The organism is Salimicrobium album (genome assembly GCF_900107115.1).
Taxonomy (GTDB): domain Bacteria; phylum Bacillota; class Bacilli; order Bacillales; family Halobacillaceae; genus Salimicrobium; species Salimicrobium album.
This window is the reverse complement of the sequence record NZ_FNOS01000002.1, coordinates 494,285-512,639: the sequence shown is the minus strand read 5'-3', so window position 1 is coordinate 512,639 and position 18,355 is coordinate 494,285. Positions and strand designations below refer to the sequence as shown.

Sequence of the window (18,355 nt, the reverse complement as noted above, 5' to 3'; positions counted from 1 at the left end):
AGTCACTTCTAACATCTCCTTAATGACCTCCTGTCCTTAAATGGTTGCACAACAGGAAGTCTATTGATTTAAGGGATCGTTAGCAAGTGGCTTTTTTTTACGCTTTTTGCCTTCTTTGGCAACCTACATAGAAGGACTGCCGAACCTTACATTTTCATACTGCCATAAACAACTATAGGAAGAATAAAGATTATTAAATCGGAACCACCAATTGTTTGAGTACTTTTATACGTTAGTAATGCAGTAACTAACGTTACTGCCCAACCTTTCAAATAAAAAGAATTAGCTGCCATACGCGATATAATTGGCTGAATCATTTCTAGGTGCCTAATTTTTTCCTCGTTCATAATAATGCTCCTAATTTGTTTCAAATATTTTTTTATTATAAATATTTATAACTTATAGCGCATGCTTCATCTATCCACCTCCCTAGGTTCTGATAGCCATCGTGGATTTTCCAATCATAAACAGGAAATACATTTGATGCTTTTTCAATTCGACTATTGGTTCTAACATTAAATTTATTAAGTGGATTGGCGCCTTTGATGCTAGTATAGCCGTCTAAATTTTTTATATTGTGTATATTAATACCTAGTATACCTTTGTTGCGATTTAAACTTTCTTCTATTTCATACTTCACCCAATCTCTTTTTGAAGTTTCCGCTCCTATTAAAATGATTGTCGCTGAAGTATTCGTTAATTGAGAATTAATCCATCGTTTAATAGCAAGGGGAGTTTGTTTTTTCACCTTTTCCCACTCTGCAGCATCAAAATAATCTTTCATATCTTTAGTAATATTTGAATTCCTTACTACTCCAGCTCTCGAATTATCTTTACTATAATGAAAGCTAAAAAAAACTCTTTTAACCAAATAATCTCCTCCATTATCTTTGTAATCAATATTTTTGTATAGATTTAATTAACATTATTATATGCTTGATTAACTTTTCTGGTTCCTTTTCTTCTGCCAATGTTTCTAAATGGCCTTGTAAATAATCATAATTTGTAGAGTCATTTCTAATTTCTTCGTAAATGGTTTTAGAAGCGTGGCCAGTAATTCCAACAGGTATAATATACTTGTTCTGCTTTTTAGCAATTTCAAATTCTTCTAAAACCCCATCTGCTTCCACTATCTCTCCATTTTTGTTTTTATTACCAAACACAAAAATGGCTATTCCAGATGAGCTTATAATGTCTTCTCGATAAGAAGACCATTGTTCTTTTAAATTATCTCCGAATTGTGGAAAAGGTTTCAGTTCTAAATAATCTGTGACCTTTTTGTATTTTGAATCTTTAATGCTTTGCAAAGCTCCATTTATGACAAAGTCTCCAACTCCTAAACCAAATCCATTAATTGTTTTCCATCCCTCGTCAACTATACTTTTAGAAAGTTCATGTATGAAAGATTGACCTTCTTTTTCGTCAAAAGGCTCGTAAGTGGCTGCACTTCCAGATATTAATATGTTATTTAACTTATATTTCCTTTCAATATCTTTCAGTATTCCAGTAATCTCTTCATATTCATCTACTAGCACAGCATTAATCGAATACCTTTGCAGATCTTCAATCTTTAAATCTTGTTTTGTTTTTTCATAAATATAATCTTCTTTATAATCGAAATCTTTCTCTTGCAGTCTCCTGAAAAAACAATAATGATCTCTGCTGTTTTCTCCTAGCAACAATCTAATACTGCTTAAGATAAAATTAAGGTTTGGATCTTCGAAACTAAAACCGATAAATAAAAATGTCTTCGAAATCAAATCACCTTGAAGATTAGTAGTAAATAATTTCCGATGTTCATTATATGCTTCGTAGTCATCTTTAATTAACACCGTTTCTTCAGGACGGTTTATATCGCCATGCATTTTATAAACTATCGCATCTCTTTGAGGAACATTTTGGGCTAGATCTTGCTGAGCGGTTTTAACATCTGGTTTCCTGTTTTGTTCTTCTAGAGCTTTTTCGAGTAATTTATCGTAATTGGTTGTCCAATAATTGAAAATTGGTAAAGAGGCTAAAATTCTTAAATTTTCAGAAGTAACTGCATCTTTTGTGAATTCTTCTAACAATTTTTGGTTTAAGGAGTGTCTATTTTGACGTTTAGAATTAACATAAAACTGAGCTATTTCAGCCAAATCCGATTCTTTATCAACGTCCAAACCGATGTATTCAGCTAACTCCCTCAGTAGTTCTTTCCAATTAACAAAACCTTGGGTTCTAGATAATCCTGCTCCAGCAAAGATTGCAGCGTTATCCTCTTTCAAAGATTTTAAAAAGTCTCGTTTAAATTCACGAACGGAAGTACTAATATTAACTCCCCCTTAACTTAAATTTTTCTTGTTATTTCATAATCATCAATATTTTTGCTTTTATTATAGGCATTATTGATATATTTATTAGGATTTTCAAGAAAATTTTCTTCGTTAATTAAAGAAATGAAAGAGCCTTCAAGCACATCAATATTTTTACATACATCGCAAGTATATTTTATAGGAAACTGATTACTTCTATTTTTCTTAATAATCTCATATAGATAGTCATCTTCTGTCAAAATTGCTGTGTGTCCATCTGAATTGACTGTAGTAGGTCGTAACCAAGAATAATCTCCATTCACTTTTTTCACCACACCTACTATGCCATTCGTTCCTGACCTTCTATTATCTCTTTTTATTTGCTTTAATGAATACTCTATTTCCCAATCTATCCAATTACTTTGTTTCATGTTTGGAGAAATAATTACGATAGTCACTGATGTATGATAAATCATGTCTTTTAATTTGCCCCTAATGTATTCTGTAGTCCTGTCTCCTAGATATGGTGAGTCACTTGTTTCACCTTGATAATATCTAGCATCTTCGCCTAGAGACATTTCGATTTCATCTCTTAAATCTTTAGCCTCGGAGTATTTATAAGAGATGAACGTTTTATAGGCCAAACTATCACTCCTTACACATTTATTTTTTAATTGGATTTTTCAAATTGTGAATATAAATAATCTAAAGGGTGCACATCAACGTCTGAATTTTTAGAAAATTGGTTTCTCCAAACCACTAAGTTTTTATATTTTAAAGGAATAAGTCTATTTAAGAGTTCATCGACAGGATAAGCAACATCCAATCTTTTCGCCTCTTCCAAAGTATGTTTTTCCATAGATTTTTGAACTTTTCGTCCAGGGTTTTTTTTTCTAATTAAATTAGTTAAAACAAGTTCTGAATATACCCAAGGAGATTTAGTTGCCTGAGAAATAGTGTCGTTAACTGGTTGCACTGAATTTTCAGTATTCATAAATATTACAAGTTCAGCTTTGTCCATCATTTTCGTTAAAGCCATTGATAGCATCATATGCACATGACTAGTAGAATAGTTTCTCTTGTTGTAATCATACATAGTTTCATCATCATTAAGGCAATGCTTATCATCTATCATCTTCAAAAGATCATTGGCATGTCCCCATATACAAGAATCAATAAATACAGTTAAATTAAAATTTTCTTCCAACCATCCAGCAAGGCCAATAGCTTTTTCCTTATCTATATGAGAATGTGAAAGAAATACATCTACTTTAATCTTCGGAAACCATTCGTTTGCCATCAAGCTTCCATTGTATATCTCTGTTCCTTCATAAAGATACTTTCTTAAGTTCTTCTCGACTTCAGAAGAATTTTGCTTGTATAATACTCTTCCTTTGTCATACCATTCAGTAAAATCGACGTCGGCCTCAAGGTTAAATCCTAAGTACATTTCCACTTCTCCTTTAAATTTATTAATCATGTATTAAAATCTTTTACTTCTTAGTAATGCAACTATGTTTCACTCCCCCTATCGATTCAACACTTTCAATAGTCAGTAAGATTTCTGATATAGTTAAAATATTACTTAAGTATAACCCTATTAAAAATTAAAACAAAGTATTGAAGGGGATTTTTTCCAATTCTCCCCCCCAACCGAAACGAAGATGGTATACTACAACTACAACAACCCCCGGGGGCGGTCCCGAGGTCCCCGTGATTCATCTATCATCCCGAGAGGAGCCTTCCCATGAAAAATATGATTATGTACATTCTTTTGCTTTTAACCATGCTCTTTACGTTAGGGTGTGCGGAGGACGAAGCGACCTCTGCCCCTGAGAAACCTGAAGAAACCGAAAAAGTCGCGGCCGACGAGACCACAACAGAGGAAGAACCGGAAACACAAGAAGAAAACAAGGAAATGGAAGACCCAGCCCCTTCTCAAGAAACGACAGAAAAAGAAATGACGATTGAATCCGAAAAACTAGAGCCCAAGACCCAACCATCTTCCAACGAAACCGATGAAGATCTGTTTTCCGGCTATGAACGTATCGACGTGGACGGCGGAGATCAAAGTGGGCATCGCGCTTCCAGCGTTGTCGTAGATATCGGCTACGGCGACCGGGAGTACTGGGCATTCACCAATGTTATATTTAGGTTAGAGGCTTTTACGCTTGGTATTAAAAGAACCACACATATTAGACATATCTAAAATGTGTGGCCTTATTTTGATCTTATCTTCAAGAAACGCCCCCGATTATTGAAAACTCGATTTCAAGATATTCTAGCTTTAGTTCTATTAAAAATATTACCGTCGATCCTTTTGAAATAGGAAATGCTATGCAATCATAGCATGTGAGCTATATCAGAAGCTGCTGTTGGATAGGCATACATCATTTGTTTCATTTCTTTGGGAGGTATCCCGAACCGGATCGCCGTTGCAAAGTGATTAATCAGTTCGTCTGCTTCTTCACTAATTAGATGAGCTCCAACAACCTGATCTTTATCGTTATCTACCAGGATTTTAAACCCGGTATGCGTTTCGTTCGTACGCTTATACGTAAACCACCCATCTACCGTCTGGTGTTTCACGTCAATATCCCTCCCCGAGGCATGCGCTTCTGTTTCTGTCATCCCTACCGAAGCTAGCTTTGGTACAGTGAAGACAACAGAGGGCATAGGCGGATACTCTACTTCCTTATGGTTTCCTTTCAGGATATTGGAAGCTGTAATGTGAGATTCCATGCTCGCTACCGGGGTGAGAGGCAGTCCACTAGTTGAAGCAGCATCCCCTGCAGCATAGACACGTGGGTTCGTCACGCTTTGCAAATAACTATTCACAGAAATCCCATCCTTCGTTGCATCAACATTCCCCTGTTCCAAGTCCAAGTCGAGCGCAGGGACCCGGCCTGCACCGTGCACGACCATATCTGCAGAAAAGGAGATTTCTTTTCCTTTGGTACGGGTTCTGACCACAAGAGAATCGTTTTCTTTCTCAATAGCTTCCACCGAATACTCTTCATGAACTTCGATGCCAAGGTCTTCGCTCTTTTGTAACAAGGAAGCGACAAGGTCGCTGTCAAAATGTTTCAGTGGACGTTCCCCGCGGTGAATAATATGAACCTTTGCCCCTGCCCGTGCCGCAATATGGGCAAATTCAAAAGAAATATACCCGCCTCCAACAAAAACGATTGTCTCCGGAAGTCGATCCAGCTCGAGGAACTCGTCACTATGCGTCATGTATGCTTCTCCCGGAATCGATAATGGCGTCGGTGTGGCACCGGTAGCTATCAATATATATTTCCCTTCAAGAACTTCATCTTCGACCCTTAACTGTCGGTCGTTGATAAAAGAAGCTTTTCCATGGTAAGTGTCCATCCCTTTTTTGTTTAATGCCTTTTCTTTTTTATCCGGCACGTCATCCGTGAATGTCTTTTTGAATGCCATAAGTTCCGGCCAATCGATGGTTACATCCCCGTGAATGCCGCTTCCTTTCATTCGTTTATGCCAGTCATATAGTTCTGCAGCTCCATGAAGCACTTTTTTCGGATCGCACCCTCGCAGGGCACAAGTACCTCCATACGGGCGATCATCTATCATGGCCACACGCCAGCCTTCTTTCAGGCATTTTGCTGCTGTGATTGACCCTCCAGAACCTGAACCTATCACAATAAGATCGTATTTATTGGTCATATTTATCTACCTCCTAAAATCTTTCTTATTTACGTTTGCCTACTTTGTGAAATGACAAACCCTGTACCTTATCCATGGTTTTAAAAAAGTTCATCGTAACTTACGGAGAACTTTTTGCTAGCCTGCACAACAAGACAGTTTGGAGACATCTTTATCGAACGTAAGACTGGCTAACTTCAACCCTTCTGCCATTGTAAGGTAAGGAGCCATGGTCTCTTGAAGGTCGTCGGCTGTTAATTTAAATTTCACAGCTAACGTAGCTGCATAAATGACATCCCCTGCATTTTCAGCTACCACATGAGCACCAATAATCTGGTTGGTTTTTGCATCCATAATTAATTTGAAAATACCCTGGGTTTGATGGTTCACTAGTGCTCTTGGAACTGACTCTAAGGGAAGCACGGACGTTTTCACATCATAGCTTGCTTGTTTGGCCTGGTGTTCTGTCCGCCCAATAGAAGCAATCGAAGGAGTCGTAAACGTCACTGCAGGAACATGTTCCAGATTTTGTGTCTTTTTCGTTTGCTTGGATACGTTTTGTCCAACAATACCTCCTTGGTGAGCTGCCACATAAACGAATTGAGGGCTAAGTGTTACATCACCAGCTGCATAGATATGAGAGATATTGGTCTCCAGATAGTCATTAATTAAGACTTCTCCATATTCCCCCAATTCTAAATCAATGTTCTCTCCTTGGAGTTTTTCTGTATTGGGCTTCCTTCCTGCAGCAACGAGAAGCTGATCGCCTTGAATGGTTTCAGGCTTCCCTTCCACTTCAAGATGAACGAACTTTTGACCGTTTTTGTCCTCGACTTTATGATAGCTAACACCTTTCAATAATGTGATGCCTTCTTCTTTTAACATATTTTCAACGGTCTCAGAGATTTCGGGATCATAATGTTTCAAGAATGTTGCACTACGTTGCATGAGGGTGACTTCCGCGCCTAAGTGGCGATACATTTGCCCTAATTCCAGGGCGATGTATCCCGACCCTATAATAACCAGATGCTTAGGAACTTCTTTCAACTCTAAAGCAGATGTGCTTGTTAAAAAGGAAGTCTCTTTCAATCCAGGAATCTCCGGAATGAAAGGAGAAGCCCCAGTAGCAATTAAAAAGGACTCAGCCGTTAGATGTTTTCCCTCTACGGATATGGTGTGTGAATCACGAAAGTAAGCCTCTCCTTTAATGAGATCGAACCCGTATTCCTGAATAAGGTCTTCGTACTTCTCTTTACGCAATTGGTTAACCAACTTCTCTTTTTGGTTTTGCAGCCCGATCATATCTGGTTGTTGGGCCGAAGTCGTCAAACCTTGGAATGGCTGTTGTTCGGTTTGGAATTGAATGTGTCCAGCTTGAATAAGGGTTTTAGAAGGAACACATCCGATATTGACACAGGTGCCTCCAACCTCCCCTTTTTCTACCATGGCTACCCGTAATCCATTCTCAGAAGCTTGAATGGCCGCAGAAAAAGCTGCCCCTCCGGAACCGATAATTAAAAAATCGTAATCGTACCCTTCACCTGAAACACCTTTTTCACTATCGGAGGAAATACGAATCATTTCCCCTGGTTGATACGGCGTCTGGTGTAGTTTTTCCTTTATATTTTCTTCCTTGTACCCGTCTGGTAATTGAAAGTCAGCCTTCCCTTCTTGATAGTCGACATGAATATTTTCAGCGCCATTTTTTTGAAGTGTCTGCCTTACATGATCTTCACAGCTTGCACATGTCATTCCTCTGATTTCCATTTGAATTTTTTTCATATTCATCTCCTCCTTCATTTTTAAGAGCAACAGTCCTTATTAGTTGATGTTGGTTTACTTCTTTTATAAGACCCTACCGCAAGGATCAAAAATACAATCAATAGTGGAATTAAAACGTAATCCAAGTAACCTACCCACGCTCCTAGACCAAGTAAACCTAATGAAATTACTAACAAAGGCGTCGCACAACAAAGAAGGGTTACGAAAAATCCAGTCAAACTTCCGATAAACCATTTATTCCCCCTCATACAGTGCCCCCTTTTGCTCTCCACCTTCAATCACCTTTTCTATAATCGGGCAGGCATACAGGTCTTTTTCATCCGGACAACAGATCTTCAATTCATTCAACACTTTTTGTATATGTTGCAATTCTCTAATTTTCTTTTCAACATCCTGCTGTTTTTCTGAAACGAATTGATACATATCCTGACAACGATCAGAATCTTTATCCACCACTCCTAGTAGCTTGTGGATTTCACTTAGTGAAAAACCCAGATCTTGCATTTTCTTGATAAAATTAATGCGCTTCACTGTGGCCCCTCCATATATGCGATAACCTGAATTGTTCCGATATGGTTTAGGTATTAATGATTTGCGTTCGTAGTAACGGATAGTTTCTTTATTCACATTACAAGCTTCGGCTAGCTGGCTGATTTTAAATTCCAAAGCAATCACCTCTACATATAATATAAACCCTGTACTATAATACAGGGTCAAGTGTGAATCGATTTTATTTTTCCAATCTTAAACTCAACAGATTATTTTTTGCCGAAAAATTCACTCTCCTTATTTATTAACGATTGATTGTGGTATCTCGAAACTAAGCCTTCTACAATCCTGCCCTTTACTTGAAGACTCGGTCTCAAGATAACTGCCCTTAGTTGCAGAAGGATTTATATCTTCGTAAAGTATGCTGAAAGTTTTTCTTTTTCTTTTTCCCTTAACTGTTTATTTTCTTCTTCCAGTTCTTTATTCTTTTTCTCCAACTTTTCAACTCTTCTTTTAAGGGAAGCAATTACAGCTTTCTGATTATTTTCATCACGCTTGGTACTAGACTCCACAAAGGCTTCTTCTTGTTGTTCTCTAAGGAAAGCAATACGTTCTTTAAGCTCTATGTGGTTGTAAAGAGTAGCTTTAGCTACTCCTGCTTCTTTTGCCACGCTATTAAAATTAATTACTTTAGAACTCTTTGTAAGGCGTTTTATAGCTTCCTCAACTTTATCTTTGGTTTTCTGCTTTCGTTGTTGATGCAACTGCCTTATTTGCTCCTCACGGTCAAAATTACTCATTTTTAACACCATTCTTTTTCTTACTTTCATATTTTCTCTTCATACGATCAAAGCGGCCAAAAATCACATTTCCACCCTTGATGATCTCGTAAATATTTTGATATCTCTCCAAGTTCTTTTTATTTGCTTTTACCATCTCTTCCCGGCCATACTCTTTTGCGGTTTGAATATTCTTGGTTACAGACTCAATGAGTAACTCATATTTTTTCACGTCGAAACTATCCATTCCAACAGCTAAATCAAAACAAGGTTTGCCATCGTTGGCTGTAAGACAAGGGGGTTCTGCTGCTAGTGGACAATTCCCATTGACCCTCGCCCGACATGTCCCATAAGGGTTATCTAAGGCGTTTAACTTCTCGTCTTTCCACAGCATATCAAGGATGCCTTCAGGAATATCTTCCTTTTCTGAAATCTGATGAATTTCCCCGTTTACGTTAAAAGTAAATACACCTTGTTTCAACACCTTTTCGAATTCTTTACGTTTCGTATCATCTAACAGACGAGCATATTGCAAGGTCATTTCGGGTGATGCGTGGGCTAATAACTCCTGCACCGTTAAAATATCAGCTCCACCGTTTAACAATTTTATTCCATAAGTATGTCGGAACATGTGATTATTGAATTTAAACAATTCGCCTGCTTCATCTGTTATATTCACTTTTCTTGCTAAATGGTTTAGTTCTGCTCGACAAAAATTCGAACTCAATGGTCTTCCCTTACGGGAACCTCGGTAGCGAACAAAAAGGTATCTTTCTGGGTTGTTATCATCGTTGCTGTATTGCTTAGAACGCTCAATTAAAGCTGCAATTATATCTGCTAGATGGTCATCAATGGGTATTTTATGACCTATTACATAGGTTTTTTCTATATCTGTGGTAAGGTTTGGTTTTCCATTTATTCTACCTAAAGAATCCTGCGTCAATCCCAATGTATCACTTATGCGAAGTCCAGTTTTGAAAGCAATCCATACAATTGGCTGTACATCTGGATGAAGATCATTTAGATTATCAAACAGTTGTTCCAATACATAGTCAGGTATGTAATTAATATCATCATCTGATTTTTTAGGGACAGTAGGAATGTCTTCAGAATAAATTAGGCGATGCACGGTTTTTTTAGGTGCGAAATCTTCGAACTTCTCGAAAGTTTGAAGGTCTCTAATAAAGTTACGAATAAGCTTTAATGCCTTATTAATATAGCTTTTAGGATTGGTAAGTTTCGTTGTATGTTCATTTAACTCTTCTAGGTACTTTTCCAAATGTTTTCTTTCAAGTTCTCTCAAATCATTCCATTTAGGATTTTGTTTTGAAATTGAGTTCAAAAAATTACCAACGAACACTTTATACTGTAACGATGTACCCCAAACGAAATTTTTGCCACTGATTAGACGGCCTTTTATATATTCTTTAAATACTTTGCGAAAACTGTTGTTCTCAATTCCTAAAAAATCAATGTAATAAGAAGTTGATGAAACATTGAATCCAAAATCGTATCTTTTATTCAGCTCCCGTATATCCCATCGATCCTTCTCCCATTCATCACGAGTATCCGTTAGTCGTAAGAGTGGATTATATATCATTCGGATAGATTTGGCTGGTAACGTCTTGGCATTGATTTCTTCCCCCCTTAGAGTCGTAATATACCTTGTCTTTATTCCTTTTCGATTCAGCCAAAATATCCATAGCTTTTCCTCTTTTTCAATGTCTAAATCAAGAAGGGAAGTGAGATTTGGATGCCTTTCTTCTAAATATTCACCCAGTAATTTTACGCTATGATTTAGACCTTTAAATAAAGACCGTAATGCCCAACGGTCTGAAAAAAGTTGACTAAAAAAAACAAATTTCAGTTCCATATTGATGGTGGAACTATCGCATTCAAAGTAAAGGTTATGTGCTATTCTCTTTGTATTCGTATCTTTAAAATTAGGGACCTTGGCAATCTCATGTATATTCCAAACATCATTGACTAAAAAGTAATCATCATTTACAACTCTTCTCGCTACTTTTCCATTGTCGGATATCTCTTTAACCTCGTAAGAGGATAGGGTGGAAGCGATTAAGTCCCAATATTCACTTTTATTGGGTATTGAATTACTTGGTATGATTTTATCCAATGTTTTCTCTCCTAACATACTAATATAGCTCTAAAAAAGGGAACTACTCTGCCAGGAATACCTGATTAAAAAGCATTCTCTTTGTTCTCTATGCCTCGCCCAATTTCAAAGGCATGAGAGGCTTTCTCCCAATCCTTACGAATATCATCTTCTGAAGGATGAACATATAAGTCAATGGTTGTTTGGATTTGTGCATGACCTAGACGTTCTTGTACTGCCTTTATGTTCTTTGTTTGAAGATAAAATATAGTTCCGTGTGTATGTCGGAATAGATGTGGAGTAATATATATGCCCGTTTTCCTTTCAATCTCTTTAAAAGTGGCATAAACATCAGAATAGGTTAGAGGTTCTCCAGCGTTCTTACCACGGACCTTTACAAATACAAAGTTATGGTCAGGATTATATTCATCAAGTACTTCATACAAATAATCATCATACAAGTCCATTAGTCCCTGGGAAATATCAATCTTTCGTTCTCCTGTTTTTAACTTCCCCCCGTTTGGTAACTCTCCTTTGTTTTTTAGTTGGATTTTGTGCTTTCTTTGTACAGCGTCAAATTGAAAATCTTCAAGAAATAAGGAGAGAACTTCACCTATACGGAAGCCACTTTCAAAAAGTAATCTTACTATAAATCTATCCCTAAGATTAGTGGTAGATTTATAGATTTCATTAACTTGCTCCTTTGTAAATACCTTTACTCTTGCTCTAGGTTCGTTTAATTTGAGTACATTTTTAAAACGTGGTTTGTCTTTATTTACGTGATATAAAAAATCCTTATATCCACTTCCACCTGCACCTAGAAACATCTTCTTCATCAACTTATCTACGATTCCTGATTCAATTAATTCATTTCTGTATAGAAAATCATAAAACGATGACACTACTGAAAGATAAGTGTTAACTGTTCTTTCACTACGTTTAGCCTTCTCTTTTTTCTGAGGTAGTACTTTATTACTTTCATAAGGATTTCTGAGCCAAGCAACGAAGTCAGATAATATTTGAAAGTTAACTTGCTGATAATCAATTCCTATTTGTTCTAAATATGTAAAGTAATATTTCAAAGCTGTACAGTAAGTCTGTAGAGTATTGCTACTACTCTCCTGGTTATAGTGATATTTCATGTACTTTGCAACGGGTTCAACGGGTAATCCATTTGAATCAATTAGCAGATATACTTTTCTATTCCCAATCAATATTTGTTCTACCTTCATGAAAACATCTCCAACCAATTATAATTTACGATAGTGCTTCTCCTTATATAAGGATTACCGTTATTTTCGTTTCTTTAAGATCCTCAAACTATCGTTTCTGCGGAGTGCTGCCCTCGCACCGAAGCTACGTCCTCAAAAGACAAACAAACGTTCCTGTATATTGTTACATTTTATACTTATTAAACCCTATATTCAACCATTATTTATTCAATTAATTATGTAAAAAAAGGGGGTAAGTAGCCTTCATAATAGACTGATTACCCAATGGAATAGTATCTTAATTTAACGAATGAACATGGGCAGCTCGTTAAAGTCGTAGCTGAGGAAATCATTCCTCAGGACGACACCTCGGAATCCGTACTATCGAACGGCAGATACTTCTGGGATGAAGCGAAGGTCCCCGGCGTGGAGAGCGACACCCTTGATGAAGGGCATATCATTGCGGACTCCCTCGGAGGCGTCTCCAATGCGTATAACATTACACCTCAGGAAAGTACGCTGAACCGTCACGGAGACCAAGCGTATCTGGAAGATGCCATCCGAAAAGCCGGAGGGGCGACGGATTTTAAAGCCATCATTACGTATCAAGATACGGAGACTCAGATCCCTTCAACGTATCAGTACACCTATACGATTCAAAAAAACGAGATTGTGGACACTTTTGATAACTTGAATCCGGATGAAGTGAATGCGTCTCTCGGGCTGACGGAGGATGATGCTTCCAATTCCCCTCCTTCTTCTAATGCCCCAAGCAATGCCGAAGAAGGGGATGTTTCGAGCGTGGATGCGAATGACAATGGCCAAGTAACCATCCAAGAGGCTAAAGATGCTGGTTTTTCCATGCCAATCACCAGTGATCACTGGTTGTATCCATACATGGATGATAGAGATGGTGATGGGACGGTGGGGGAATAAACCTCTATAGGAGACGGAGAAGAACACTCTCTGCCAGCCTCGGAGGATAAAAGAAGTAGACGAGAGAAGGGCCTTCCCCTTCTCTTTTCATTTTAGAATGAACGTCTATGACTGCTTCCTAATTGCATGTAGGGAGTATTTGCTAGGGGTTATCCCCCCTTCTCCTCTTACTTACCAGTTATCCTTCCCCACTTGTTTACACAATCTATGATATAAATACAATAACAAAGAACACTTGGATGTAGACATCAAAATCATCAATGTCATTAGGGCAAAAAGTTACCATCTCTCGCAATTTGAAACGAGACGCCGTCACGCTTAGGAAGCCCTCAACCATATTAAAAACCATCCTGTTAGATAGTGTCTCGTAAAATTCTTGACTCTCCGACTCGCTCCAGAAGTCTACTATATTCCTCCGTATATCTCTAGCAATCGACTCTCGAACGGATGATACAACAAAAAGTTTCACAACTATGTTTTAATATTTCATACAACTAAATAGGATATTGATATGTTTTCAGGGAACTATTTCAGTCGACACTCAAATTATCAAGATAAATACTTGTAATCAAAGAACGTATCACTTCGTCCATATGTGTCCCTTCAGTTTGATATGGTATATATCGAAATGTGGCTTTTGCGTAAAAGTACTTCTCACCTAGTATCTCTATATTTACATAAGTTCCAACCATCGGATAACGAAGATATCTCCTTGTTATAATCATATGACCACCAACTTCCGCTTTATTCTTTTTCACCGCAGATAACTGTATGCTTTTCTACTTAAGATAAGTTTTCTTAACACCTTGAGCATCATCATCTTTCTGGACAAAATCTCTAGCAAATAAGGAAATTTCTTTCTCTGTTAATTTGCTATAGCAATGATGCAGCTTCACTTCTTTTTATCCTTGTTAAACCCCCACACAAAATCTTTTCTCACTCTGTATTATATCTTTCAAACCTCTTAAAAAGACGTAGCAGGTTGTTTTTTTTGCTTCCTCGGGGGATTCGTCTCTTCGATATGAGAGTAAATTCAACACTAAAACCCTGAATGAAAACGTAGTCGAATTCAAGCTCTTTGGCACTCTTAGTTTCGAGAAAGTAAACTGCCCCCCTTTTACATATCATCCACCCTTCTTTGAAAAGGAAAACGGGCTACTATTATGACCCCACTGTTTCCTGTCTCCACTCATCACCAATTCTTCTTCACATAAACCTAGTACGAAGACGACGCAAATGTACGGAATGTTCTGATAAATTTTCATCCATAAGTTCCATAAGTTTATCTAAGTTTTTTTCATATTTCCTTATATATGCATGGGCTTCCATATGAATTTCTTTTTTTCCGAATAATTATCAGTAGAAGAGTCCTTCATAAAATCATAAACTCAACGACTGTATACAAAGGCAAACACATTTCTATCTGAAATCATTTATCTTCTGTGATGATGTCTATACCTTAGTGTTGTCTAGTTCTATCCAAAGTTCTTTCGAAATCATGATTAATTCTCGCGCATGAATATTTATCGACAAATTTCACTACCTCTTTCTCAACTTTCAAGTCAACCTCGAATTTTGAAATCATGCTCGACTTCTCCTTGATTCCTTTATTCAATTATAACAACTTTCTAACTTTTATTGTACATTTTTACAATTTTCACTATAGCTAGCACAAAAAATCGTATATTTTATTATGGACTTTCGACTTCATACTTGGATTCTTCGATAAATCGGACAATGCTATCGATAGTATCTTCAAAAACATTCTTTTTCAAATCGTGGCTCCAAATCCTCATAATATTCCACCCTTTTTCCTCATAATACTCTCTATCTCTTTTATCCCTGGCTTTGTTCTTTTCAAATTTATTCTTCCAGAACTCTGTATTCGTCTTAGGTACACTCCCGTGGAGAGGACAAGCGTGCCAGTAACAGGAATCGATGAAAATGACGACTTTGTACTTCTTGATTGCTATATCAGGCGTCCCTCGCAGATTCTTTACATTCTTCCGGAACCGGTATCCTCTCGCCCACAGAGCTTTTGAAACCTGGTCTTCCAACTTCGACTTTCTTGTTATACGGCTCATCGTCTTTTTCCTGTCTTCTTTGCTCATGATATCTGCCACGGTACATCTCTCCCATCGTTGATCGGTTTATCCATCTATTAACCGTTTCTTGGAAACTTCACACCTGAACAAAAAAGTACGCAGAGGTATTTATAACCCCTGCGTTGATTTTCATTATTCATTTTTCAGAAGAGTTCCATCTGTTTCTGGTGGTTGAGTTCCTGTTCCTTCTCGTGTAGATTCATAATCTCTTTCCCCATTTTCTCAATCAACCCCACGACTAGAGCATTCCCCATACAGAAATATCTGGTGCGTTCCGGCATGGTCCCTGTCGCTGTCCATTTAGCAGGGAAGCCGTTCAGAAGTTCCGCTTCCAGAGGCGTAATGAAACGTATCTTGCCGGTATTCAAATCCTCTACCACGTGGGAGCTTCTGTTCTTCGTACCTTCACTCGTCAACATCGTACGGCTAGGGACATCCAATCTTTCAGGAAATGCCATGCCACCCTCCGTGTAATAATATTCATGTCCGGTGTTGGAGATACGTTTCTCTTTTTTAGGGCCTTTCTGATATGCCATCTCTTCATAATCGGAGCGACCTTTCTTGTTTTCGTTATCCGTCCTGAGATAATAACGCTCGTCCACTTCTCCTTGAATCCTATCAGCCTCTTCGAGAATTTCGCCTAAAGTGACGGGGGTCCCATCGAATTCTGGAAGTAGTTCTGCGCTATAGACTTCGTCCCCTATCATTATGCCGCTGTTTTTGTAAGCGAACGAGTAATGGTCGGATATTTCCACAAGATCCTTCGGAAGGGTGCCTTGCTGGTCAGGATGCTTGGCATTGTGTTCTTCCTGTACAGGAAATCTACGAGAGAAAAAACCTTTATTATGAACTATATTTTTCGGCTTATCACTTTTCAATTCTTCAGCTAGCTGTGTGGATTCATGGAATGCAAAAATGAAGACCCTTCTTCTACGTTGAGCGAATCCATAATCAGCGGCATTTATCATACGCCATTCGACAAAGTACCCTTCGTCCCGGAGACTGGCCAACATTACCGAGAAATCTCTTCCGCGCTGATTGGCAGGCGATTTCAACAAGCGATCGACGTTTTCAAGCAGAAGATATTTCGGTCTTCTCGACTCCACTATTTTCATAATCTGCCAGAACAGAACGCCTTTTTTCCCTTGTATCCCGCTTTCACCTGATAACGTCCTGGCGACGGAATAATCTTGGCAAGGGAATCCACCTACGAGAAGGTCATGTTCTGGTACCTCGTTCCAACTTTCTGCAATATCTCTATTCACATGCTCACCTGAATCAAAATTCTTCGTGTAACAATCGAATGCGTGCTGCGATTTTGTAGAGGGTTCCCATTGGTTCGCCCATACTGTGTCGAATCTATCGTCGGCTCTTTCGAGGCCGAGCCTGAAACCACCAACTCCCGCGAACAATTCTACCACTTTCATATACCGAACATCCTTTCGGTTTAATTTCTAACATTATATATTATAATGGAAGTACTTGTAAAGATCAAATCCACTGCTCTAAAGGAGTATTTTATCATGCCAGAGTATAATGAATCCAGTCCTACGTCCATCGAAGACTTCGGAAAAAGGATATCCGACAAAGCATTCCGTGATATCATCGTTGAAAGTCCCCATTTCATTTCTGAAGAGAAAGGTACATATGAGGTCCTTAAAAAGAACAAAGGTAACTTAGGCCAGTTGGTGGAGAAGTACCATTTCGGCTATGCCCCGAATTCTGATGCAGCACCCGATTTCGAAGAGGCCGGTGTCGAACTCAAAGTGACCCCCTATTACAGGAAGAAGAACGGCGGTTATTCTGCGAAAGAACGTTTAGTCCTCAATATAATCAATTACCATTCCATCGTAGAAGAGACTTTCGAAAAAAGTGCGTTCTGGAGAAAGAATTCACTCCTCCTCCTCGTACATTATTTCTATGAGAAAGAATTGGAGCAGCTCGATTATCAAATCAAAAATGTGCAACTGTTCCAGTTCCCGAAGAAAGATATCAAAATAATACGCGAAGACTGGGAGAGAATCAAATCGAAGGTAGTCGAAGGAAAAGCCCATGAACTATCCGAAAGGGATACGAACTATTTAAGTGCCTGCACGAAGGGTTCCACCAGTGAAAAAAGCATGAGGTCCCAGCCCTTTTCCGAAAAACCCGCGAAGCAACGCGCTTTTTCATTAAAGGGGTCCTACATGACCTTTATCCTCAACGATTATATCCTTAAGAAAAAAAGCACGTTCGACCCCTCCATCTATGAAGAGACTTCTGACCTTTCCCTTGAGGACCATATAATCGATAGATTCGAGAAATATTTTGGAAAGACTGAAAGAGAGCTCTTGGAAAATCTGGGTATCGACGATGAGAGAAAACCGAAGAACATCAAAGCATTGATTGCAGGAAGAATCTTCAACGAAAACCTCAATGATTTAGCGAAAGCCGAAGAAATACAGAAAGCTGATATAAAAGTGAAAACAATCAGAGTACAGAAAAACGGCAGAGTACGTGAATCAATGTCCTTTCCGAAATTCGACTATCTTGATCTAGTAGAACAGAAATGGGCCGAATCTGACTTAAGGAATATGTTCCTCGAAAAGAAATTCCTCTTCATCATATTTCAGGAGAAAGAGGATGGAGAATTTTTCCTAGAAGATGCGAAATTCTGGACCATCCCTGACTACGACTTGGAAGAACACGTACGTAAAGTATGGGAGGATACGGTAGAAATGATACGTACCGATGATACCGGCAATCTTCCAGCCAAAAGTGATAGCAATTATAAGGTTGCTCATGTACGTCCTCATGGCAGAGATAAAAAGGACACCCTTCCACTCCCTTCTGGGAGAGAAGAAGTGAAAAGGTGTTTTTGGTTAAATAACGACTATATACTTGAGCAAATAAACTAATAATAATTCTATGAACAGTAAATATAACAAATCCGTCTTTTTCAACTGTATATAAAGGTTTTAAGGCTCTCCTAACCTTTTTA

The 18,355-nt window shown here is 38.1% G+C and carries 16 protein-coding genes and 1 pseudogene; 3 read left to right on the top strand and 14 right to left on the bottom strand.

What is annotated here, in order from left to right:
* Positions 1-146 precede the first annotated feature (146 nt).
* The 5 genes from BLU03_RS06135 to BLU03_RS06115 form a co-directional block, all read right to left on the bottom strand.
* The gene (locus tag BLU03_RS06135; RefSeq protein ID WP_093106349.1) at positions 147-347 is read right to left on the bottom strand and encodes a hypothetical protein; all 201 of its coding nucleotides are present in this window, start codon (positions 345-347) and stop codon (positions 147-149) included.
* A 35-nt stretch (positions 348-382) separates the two neighbouring features.
* Positions 383-871 carry a TIR domain-containing protein gene (locus BLU03_RS06130; protein ID WP_093106347.1) on the bottom strand — a complete coding sequence of 163 codons (489 nt, stop codon included), beginning with the start codon at positions 869-871 and terminating at the stop codon, positions 383-385.
* 25 nt (positions 872-896) lie between these two features.
* Positions 897-2,264, bottom strand: a complete 1,368-nt coding sequence (locus tag BLU03_RS06125; RefSeq protein ID WP_245698731.1) for an SIR2 family protein — start codon at positions 2,262-2,264, stop codon at positions 897-899.
* A 62-nt stretch (positions 2,265-2,326) separates the two neighbouring features.
* Positions 2,327-2,935 carry a TIR domain-containing protein gene (locus BLU03_RS06120; protein ID WP_093106342.1) on the bottom strand — a complete coding sequence of 203 codons (609 nt, stop codon included), beginning with the start codon at positions 2,933-2,935 and terminating at the stop codon, positions 2,327-2,329.
* Positions 2,936-2,961: 26 nt separating this feature from the next.
* On the bottom strand, positions 2,962-3,771 hold the full coding sequence (locus BLU03_RS06115; RefSeq protein WP_143023820.1) for a TIR domain-containing protein: 810 nt from the start codon (positions 3,769-3,771) through the stop codon (positions 2,962-2,964).
* A 267-nt stretch (positions 3,772-4,038) separates the two neighbouring features.
* Between BLU03_RS06115 and BLU03_RS06110 the strand changes: the two genes are divergently transcribed.
* On the top strand, positions 4,039-4,500 hold the full coding sequence (locus BLU03_RS06110) for a hypothetical protein (protein WP_093106337.1): 462 nt from the start codon (positions 4,039-4,041) through the stop codon (positions 4,498-4,500).
* A gap of 134 nt (positions 4,501-4,634) precedes the next feature.
* Here the strand turns inward: BLU03_RS06110 and BLU03_RS06105 are convergent, their stop codons facing one another.
* The 7 genes from BLU03_RS06105 to BLU03_RS06075 all read right to left on the bottom strand — a co-directional run bounded on the left by BLU03_RS06105 (position 4,635) and on the right by BLU03_RS06075 (position 12,355).
* On the bottom strand, positions 4,635-5,981 hold the full coding sequence (locus tag BLU03_RS06105; protein ID WP_093106334.1) for a dihydrolipoyl dehydrogenase family protein: 1,347 nt from the start codon (positions 5,979-5,981) through the stop codon (positions 4,635-4,637).
* Between the two features lie 117 nt (positions 5,982-6,098).
* Complete coding sequence (gene merA / locus BLU03_RS06100; RefSeq protein WP_407690262.1) at positions 6,099-7,748, bottom strand: mercury(II) reductase; 1,650 nt, start codon at positions 7,746-7,748, stop codon at positions 6,099-6,101.
* 14 nt (positions 7,749-7,762) lie between these two features.
* The gene (gene merF / locus BLU03_RS06095) at positions 7,763-7,990 is read right to left on the bottom strand and encodes a mercury resistance system transport protein MerF (RefSeq protein WP_093106329.1); all 228 of its coding nucleotides are present in this window, start codon (positions 7,988-7,990) and stop codon (positions 7,763-7,765) included.
* Complete coding sequence (merR, locus tag BLU03_RS06090) at positions 7,977-8,408, bottom strand: Hg(II)-responsive transcriptional regulator (protein WP_093106327.1); 432 nt, start codon at positions 8,406-8,408, stop codon at positions 7,977-7,979. Before merR ends, merF begins: the two co-directional genes overlap by 14 nt.
* Positions 8,409-8,635: 227 nt before the next feature.
* Positions 8,636-9,031, bottom strand: coding sequence for a DUF6262 family protein (locus tag BLU03_RS06085; protein ID WP_076572938.1), 396 nt, complete (start codon positions 9,029-9,031; stop codon positions 8,636-8,638).
* Entirely contained in the window at positions 9,024-11,144 is a 2,121-nt protein-coding gene (locus BLU03_RS06080) for a tyrosine-type recombinase/integrase (RefSeq protein WP_093106324.1), read from the bottom strand. The genes BLU03_RS06085 and BLU03_RS06080 overlap by 8 nt, the downstream gene beginning before the upstream one ends.
* A gap of 65 nt (positions 11,145-11,209) precedes the next feature.
* Positions 11,210-12,355 (bottom strand): tyrosine-type recombinase/integrase, encoded by a 1,146-nt coding sequence (locus BLU03_RS06075; RefSeq protein WP_076572910.1) that lies wholly within the window; start codon positions 12,353-12,355, stop codon positions 11,210-11,212.
* A 273-nt stretch (positions 12,356-12,628) separates the two neighbouring features.
* Between BLU03_RS06075 and BLU03_RS06070 the strand changes: the two are divergent.
* Positions 12,629-13,270, top strand: a pseudogene (locus BLU03_RS06070) (DNA/RNA non-specific endonuclease); the annotation flags it as partial.
* Positions 13,271-14,961: 1,691 nt separating this feature from the next.
* On the opposite strand, the gene BLU03_RS06060 reads toward BLU03_RS06070, so the two are convergent.
* Positions 14,962-15,393, bottom strand: coding sequence for a very short patch repair endonuclease (locus BLU03_RS06060; protein WP_093106317.1), 432 nt, complete (start codon positions 15,391-15,393; stop codon positions 14,962-14,964).
* A 125-nt stretch (positions 15,394-15,518) separates the two neighbouring features.
* A complete protein-coding gene (dcm, locus tag BLU03_RS06055; RefSeq protein WP_093106314.1) occupies positions 15,519-16,802 on the bottom strand; it encodes a DNA (cytosine-5-)-methyltransferase in 1,284 nt (427 codons plus the stop codon).
* A gap of 96 nt (positions 16,803-16,898) precedes the next feature.
* Here dcm and BLU03_RS06050 point away from each other — a divergent pair, with 96 nt between their 5' ends.
* Complete coding sequence (locus tag BLU03_RS06050; protein WP_093106312.1) at positions 16,899-18,272, top strand: Sau3AI family type II restriction endonuclease; 1,374 nt, start codon at positions 16,899-16,901, stop codon at positions 18,270-18,272.
* Positions 18,273-18,355: the final 83 nt, after the last annotated feature.

Bases quoted from the DNA above. Each gene is read 5' to 3' on its own strand.
- BLU03_RS06135 (WP_093106349.1), bottom strand. From the start codon at position 347: ATGAACGAGGAAAAAATTAGGCACCTAGAAATGATTCAGCCAATTATA.
- BLU03_RS06115 (WP_143023820.1), bottom strand. From the start codon at position 3,771: ATGATTAATAAATTTAAAGGAGAAGTGGAAATGTACTTAGGATTTAAC.
- BLU03_RS06110 (WP_093106337.1), top strand. From the start codon at position 4,039: ATGAAAAATATGATTATGTACATTCTTTTGCTTTTAACCATGCTCTTT.
- BLU03_RS06105 (WP_093106334.1), bottom strand. From the start codon at position 5,981: ATGACCAATAAATACGATCTTATTGTGATAGGTTCAGGTTCTGGAGGG.
- merA (WP_407690262.1), bottom strand. From the start codon at position 7,748: ATGAATATGAAAAAAATTCAAATGGAAATCAGAGGAATGACATGTGCA.
- merF (WP_093106329.1), bottom strand. From the start codon at position 7,990: ATGAGGGGGAATAAATGGTTTATCGGAAGTTTGACTGGATTTTTCGTA.
- BLU03_RS06085 (WP_076572938.1), bottom strand. From the start codon at position 9,031: ATGAGTAATTTTGACCGTGAGGAGCAAATAAGGCAGTTGCATCAACAA.
- BLU03_RS06075 (WP_076572910.1), bottom strand. From the start codon at position 12,355: ATGAAGGTAGAACAAATATTGATTGGGAATAGAAAAGTATATCTGCTA.
- dcm (WP_093106314.1), bottom strand. From the start codon at position 16,802: ATGAAAGTGGTAGAATTGTTCGCGGGAGTTGGTGGTTTCAGGCTCGGC.
- BLU03_RS06050 (WP_093106312.1), top strand. From the start codon at position 16,899: ATGCCAGAGTATAATGAATCCAGTCCTACGTCCATCGAAGACTTCGGA.